Below are 5890 nucleotides of genomic sequence, written 5' to 3' on the forward strand. Positions count from 1 at the left end.
GACTTGATTATCTTACCACACACCATAATTTCTGTCAATATTTTTTAGAATATTTTTTTGAAACTATATTTTGAACGGTATTGTTTTTCAACACCTTTATATAATACTCATTCTGTCGAAAACTGTCAATCATTTTTTTATTTTTTTAAAAAAAATTCTCCTACTAATGAAAACACCCTTTGAAATAATATCTCCAAGGGTGTTTTGTTACTATATTAAATTTTCAGGGTTTAAACATTCCAGCTCTTTAATAACAAAACGTCCATTTTCACGAATCAATACATCATCAAAGTAAATTGATCCTCCTCCGTATTCAGGGCGTTGAATCAAGACTAAATCCCAATGAATTGCCGATCGATTTCCGTTATCTGCTTCTCCTTCATAGGCTTGACCTGGTGTGAAATGAAAACTTCCATCAATTTTCTCATCAAATAAAATATCTCCCATTGGGTGTTTAATTAGTGGATTAACTCCTATGGCAAACTCTCCAATAAATTTAGCCCCTTCATCAGTATTAAAAATTTCATTGAGTTTTTCGATATCATTATCCGCTGTCGCATTAACTATCTTTCCATCTTTAAACTCTAGTTTGACATTATTAAAAACAGTTCCTTGATAGGGACTAGGGGTATTATATTGAATTGTTCCGTTTACACTTTCACGAACCGGTGCAGTAAAAACCTCTCCATCAGGAATATTACATTCTCCAGCGCATGGCACCGCAGGTATACCTTTAATAGAGAATGTCAAATCAGTCCCTGGTCCAACAATATGAACTTGATCTGTTTTTTCCATTAAGTTTTTCAAGTTTTGCATTGCTTTATTCATTTTTGAATAATCCACTAAACACACATCTAATAAAAAGTCCTCAAATGCCTCTAAACTCATCTTCGCTTTTTGAGCCAATGCAGGAGTTGGATAATTCAATAATACCCATTGCTTTTCATTTACAATTAAATTTGAAACCGGTTTCGCAACGCGTGCCTGCATCACTTTAATCTCAGTTGGCACATCACTATATTCAGAATCATTTTCATCTGCAAATACTGAAACAAAAGCATCAATATTTTTATATTTATCTAACTGCCACTCTGTTACCTTCTCCATACGCTCTTCAGTATTACCCAGTGACAATTCTCTTCCAATTTCATCATCAAGAATTTCTGTATGTGGGAAAGCACCAAGTCGATATGTCTCCTTAATAAGCTCTTTAATCAATGGCTTTGCACAATAATTCCCCTTAATCAATACATGTTGTCCTGCTTGTACCTTATTTGAATACTCCAATAAAGATTTTGCTAACTTTTGTAATCTTGGATCACGCATTTTTTCACTCACCTTTTTATAAATCGATTTTTATATACATAATACCAATGCTCTGCAAAACCAGGTGCAAAAGGACCACGCCTATTTTCAATCATATCTATTAATATATCTAATTGTTGATAAATAATTGATTGAATTTCCTCTGGATAATCCATTTCACTCTTATGCTTTCTATATTCATCTTCATCCAAAATTTTATAGGTAAAATCCGGGAATACTTTTACATCTAAATCATAATCAATATATTTAATAGCTTTCTGATCATAAACAAAAGGTGAGCTTATATTACAGTAAAAATATACGCCATCCTTCCTTAGCATACATAAAACATTAAACCAATATTCAGTATAATAATAACAAACGGCCGGTTCTCTTGTGTACCAAGTTCTTCCATCTGATTCCATGACCAATGTTTTATTGTTAGCTCCAATTAATACTTGATCAGAGGCGTCTAAAATAGTTGTCTCGTGCCAAATACGATGTATATTTCCATTATGCTTATAACTATGAATTTCTACATGTTGCCCTATCTCTGGAGAATGCACCTCTCATCCCTTCTTTCCCTATCATTACATTTCCCTAATACATGTATTATTTTACCATACAATGATAATGAGTTGGATATTAAAGATAAGAAGATATCTTTTTATATAAATTTGGAACTGATTCTATAGCGTAGATTTTTTCCACACAATTACAATCTTTAAATATTAAGATACATGGAACAGAAAAAATTTCTTCTTTCATCGCTAAATCAGAATTATAATTCAAATTAATTTGTACAATAGGTAATGACTTTAAAATTTCACTAACTATGAACAACATTTTTTTTGCTAGAACACAGGTTCCACAAGTTGGGGTATGAGCTAAAGCCACAACAACAGAATTAATTTTATATAATTCCTTTAAATCTGGGTAATTAACTTCCTTTAAAGAATTCATTACTTACTCCATACATCTTTGTATGTATCTTCTTTAAACCCTAAAGTTACATCCTTCTCATCATATGCTAATGGGCGTTTCACTAACATGCCATCACTAGCAAGTAATGCATAACATTCTTCTAAAGTCATCTGCGATAATTTATCTTTTAAATTTAACTCGCGATACTTCATTCCGCTTGTATTAAAAAACTTTTTAATATTTTCACCAGATTTCTCGTGAATTGATTTAATTTCTTCTATACTTAAGGGCTCCTCTACAATATGTCTAACTGTATGATTTACACCTTCATCGTTTAACCATTTAATTGCCTTTTTGCAGGTACTACACTTTGGATAAATTAAGATATTCATATTTTTTCCTCCTTTTTTATGATTATACCCAAAATATGATTATATGTCAGTTGTATAAACTTTTTAAAACAAAAAAAACGATCACTAGTGATCGTTTTTTTTGTAGTTTGTAGTCGTGTTGATATTTTTAAGGTTTTAAATGTTATTTTTGATTTGTTGATCCTAATTGTTGTTGAGCCATTTTTACTAATCGTTTAGTAATTTCTCCACCAACTGAACCGTTTTGACGAGCAGATGTATCTGCTCCAAGAGTTACACCTAATTCACTTGCAATCTCTGCTTTCATGTTATCAATTGCAGCTTGCGCTCCAGGTACTACTAATTTATTTGATTTATTTGCCATTTTAGTCACCTTCTAATATTAATATTTAATACTTAAGATTCCGACAAATTTTTTACACTTATTTTGTTGATCCTAATTGTTGTTGAGCCATTTTTACTAATCGTTTAGTAATTTCTCCACCAACTGAACCGTTTTGACGAGCAGATGTATCTGCTCCAAGAGTTACACCTAATTCACTTGCAATCTCTGCTTTCATGTTATCGATTGCAGCTTGTGCTCCAGGTACTACTAATTTATTTGTTTGATTTGGCATGTCATTCACCTCCTGACAATCTTAATATGTGTCGTTTCGACAAATTAATACATTCATTTACGTTTTTTTATAAAAAAAACTACCGATTATTAAGTCGGCAGTTTAAATTGATTATCTTATATCTGAAACTGATATAGCTGAATTAACCACATTAGATGGAATTTCAATTTTATTTCCTTTATTTCCGTCACTAATTTTAACTTTCAAATCAAAATACATAGTTGCTAATCGATCTTCACTGATTGTTGCAAAAAAAGAAGAATATGCTGTTTGAAGTTGCTTAATGATTTCTTGAATTCCATCTTTATAAGATAGCTCATACTCTAAAACTCGTTCTGTTTCTTTATCGATTGTAAAAATATAATTTACCTTTGGTGCTAATTGATAAATAGCGTTAATATCAATATCAGGTGATACATTTAATAATTCCCCAATTAGAATTTGAATCATTTGATCAGCCTTTAAAAAATCAACATAAACTGAAATAACTTGTTGTTCATTATTATCTTCTAATATCACAAAATCATTTGCATTTTCATTTTTCACTGTTTCTTTATAAATTTGATTTAAATAATCAAGATTATTAAAATCAACAAAATATTGATAATATTTATCTGAAGTTGGATCTATTTCTTTAAACCATTGCCCTCTATTTAAATTCATATATAAAATTTTATTCTGGACCGACCATTGTGCATATTGCTCTAATTCAACCGTCATTGGTGAAACCCCATAGCCATTCATTCTAATCAAATAATTAAGATGCGACACCGTTGAATCAGCTTGTGAAACATCTCCTTCACTGCTTAATTCCATTTGATATCCTAATATATCGTAATTAACATTCAAACTAACATGATACGTTTCCAGATTCTTAGTATTATTAATAACAGCTGCTAAGAATTGAGCCTGTCGATAGTTTTCATACCATCCCGTTTTCGTAATGAAGTATCCAACGGGGGTTAATAAAAGAATGAAAATGATAATACCCATAATTATTTTTTTATTCATTATTATTCTCCCTTTTTAATTGTTAATATTTCTATTTTATCATATTATTACCAATAACGGACGATTGTCATGTAAATGTTAGAGCTTAAATGATTGTATTTTTATTTTTTATTCGATATAATGACATCCGAGTATGCTAAAAAGGTTGGTGAGCCCGTATGAAAAAAGTACTAGGATGCATTCGTAAAGCAGATCAAGACTTTTCATTAATACAAGAAGGTGACAGAGTCGCTGTCGGTGTTAGTGGTGGAAAAGATAGTATGGCATTATTATATGCTCTTCATTTATATCAAAAATTTGCTCCTGTGAAGTTTGAATTAGTAGGAATTACATTAAAGCTTGGATTTCCAGGAATGGATTTCAATCCTGTTGTCGAATTCTGTAAAGAACACGGTATTGAATATCATTTAGTAGATACACAAGTTTATGAGATATTACAATTAAATGCAGACGAAAATGGAAAAATTCCATGTTCTTTATGTTCTAAGTTCAAGAAAGCTATTTTAATTAAGAAAGGTGTTGAACTTGGATGTAATAAGATTTCAATGGCGCATCATGCTGATGATGCAGTTGAAACATTAGTGATGAATACGATGTATAATGGATACATGGCAACATTTAAGCCAAAAATGTATTTAGATCGTACTGATGTTACTTTTATTCGTCCATTAGTTTATTGTTATGAGGATGATATTATTTCTGCGGCAAATCGTCATGTTCCGATTGTGCCGAGTACTTGTCCTATGGATAAGCATACGAAGCGCGAGGATGTTAAACAGTTGTTAAAGAAATTGTATCGTGATTATCCAATGGCAAAACAAAATATGTTAAATGCTTTATCAAATGGAGATCGTGTTTCATTATTTGATGACATTTCTGATAAAGAAGCTTAAAAGTGCAGTGAATATCACTGCACTTTTTTTATAGCTCATTGATTTTTATTTTATTCATTCCCTGACGAGTATAAATGATAAACTTATGTTCTTCATAAAATAAATAATCAATTTCATTTAGATTGGTTACTTCATGTTTACGCAATGTATCTTTTAACCATTGTTTTGATTGTCCAAAACTTTGAAGGGCTTTTTCTTTAATTGAGCCTGATACAATAAGGGGAAGAGGGAAAACTTTTGTTGGTAATTTTTTTTCAAACACAATGAGTTTACCATTCTTTTCAATAATGGCATACTGAACATCTTCTGGATTAACTACACCTTGAGTGCGAAGTAGCATGATAAAGTCATCTAAATCAATGCGTATTTTCCCAAGCTCAGAGTAATCGATTCTACCGTTTTTTATAATAAGTGAGGGTTCTCCATCTACAATGTCACGTACCTTTGTTTTATGTAACTGAATTTTTGACATTAGAACTTGGAGTGTTACAATCATGACAACGCCGCCAAAGGAATCAACCCAAAAAGATTCTTCAACGATACCCGAAGCTGCTATATTAGCAATTAAGATATTAATAACAACATCGACCGCACCTAGTTGGTTTAGTTCTCTTTTACCCATTATTTTATAGCAAACTAAGATGACAACATAAAAAAATGCTGCTAACAATATTGAAGCTAAAACTTCCATCATCTAAAACAACCTCATTCTATACTTTTTCTTATAATTATTATTTTGGCATTAAATTCTTTATAATATACAAAAAAA

Annotated in this window: 9 protein-coding genes; 1 reads left to right on the forward strand and 8 read right to left on the reverse strand. The window is 30.9% G+C overall.

All coding sequences use genetic code 11. The annotated features are described in order from the left end of the window. Positions 1-210: 210 nt before the first annotated feature. The 7 genes from HMPREF9402_RS07100 to HMPREF9402_RS07130 all read right to left on the reverse strand — a co-directional run bounded on the left by HMPREF9402_RS07100 (position 211) and on the right by HMPREF9402_RS07130 (position 4228). On the reverse strand, positions 211-1326 hold the full coding sequence (locus HMPREF9402_RS07100; RefSeq protein ID WP_009606953.1) for an aminopeptidase: 1116 nt from the start codon (positions 1324-1326) through the stop codon (positions 211-213). Positions 1327-1334: 8 nt separating this feature from the next. Further along, positions 1335-1871: a DUF402 domain-containing protein gene (locus tag HMPREF9402_RS07105; RefSeq protein WP_006783174.1), complete on the reverse strand. Its 537-nt coding sequence runs from the start codon at positions 1869-1871 to the stop codon at positions 1335-1337. A 79-nt stretch (positions 1872-1950) separates the two neighbouring features. Next, positions 1951-2268 (reverse strand): thioredoxin family protein, encoded by a 318-nt coding sequence (locus tag HMPREF9402_RS07110; RefSeq protein ID WP_006783173.1) that lies wholly within the window; start codon positions 2266-2268, stop codon positions 1951-1953. After that, entirely contained in the window at positions 2268-2621 is a 354-nt protein-coding gene (locus HMPREF9402_RS07115; protein ID WP_009606950.1) for an arsenate reductase family protein, read from the reverse strand. The genes HMPREF9402_RS07110 and HMPREF9402_RS07115 overlap by 1 nt, the downstream gene beginning before the upstream one ends. A gap of 142 nt (positions 2622-2763) precedes the next feature. Next, a complete protein-coding gene (locus tag HMPREF9402_RS07120; RefSeq protein ID WP_009606949.1) occupies positions 2764-2964 on the reverse strand; it encodes an alpha/beta-type small acid-soluble spore protein in 201 nt (66 codons plus the stop codon). 58 nt (positions 2965-3022) lie between these two features. After that, on the reverse strand, positions 3023-3217 hold the full coding sequence (locus tag HMPREF9402_RS07125) for an alpha/beta-type small acid-soluble spore protein (protein WP_009606951.1): 195 nt from the start codon (positions 3215-3217) through the stop codon (positions 3023-3025). A gap of 111 nt (positions 3218-3328) precedes the next feature. Then, complete coding sequence (locus HMPREF9402_RS07130; protein WP_009606952.1) at positions 3329-4228, reverse strand: hypothetical protein; 900 nt, start codon at positions 4226-4228, stop codon at positions 3329-3331. 158 nt (positions 4229-4386) lie between these two features. Between HMPREF9402_RS07130 and HMPREF9402_RS07135 the strand changes: the two genes are divergently transcribed. Beyond that, positions 4387-5121, forward strand: coding sequence for a tRNA 2-thiocytidine(32) synthetase TtcA (locus HMPREF9402_RS07135; RefSeq protein WP_006785014.1), 735 nt, complete (start codon positions 4387-4389; stop codon positions 5119-5121). Between the two features lie 28 nt (positions 5122-5149). Here the strand turns inward: HMPREF9402_RS07135 and HMPREF9402_RS07140 are convergent, their stop codons facing one another. After that, on the reverse strand, positions 5150-5815 hold the full coding sequence (locus HMPREF9402_RS07140) for a DUF421 domain-containing protein (RefSeq protein WP_006785015.1): 666 nt from the start codon (positions 5813-5815) through the stop codon (positions 5150-5152). Positions 5816-5890 lie beyond the last annotated feature (75 nt).

Origin of the sequence: Turicibacter sp. HGF1, assembly GCF_000191865.1 — a bacterium.
Classification (GTDB): domain Bacteria; phylum Bacillota_I; class Bacilli_A; order MOL361; family Turicibacteraceae; genus Turicibacter; species Turicibacter sanguinis.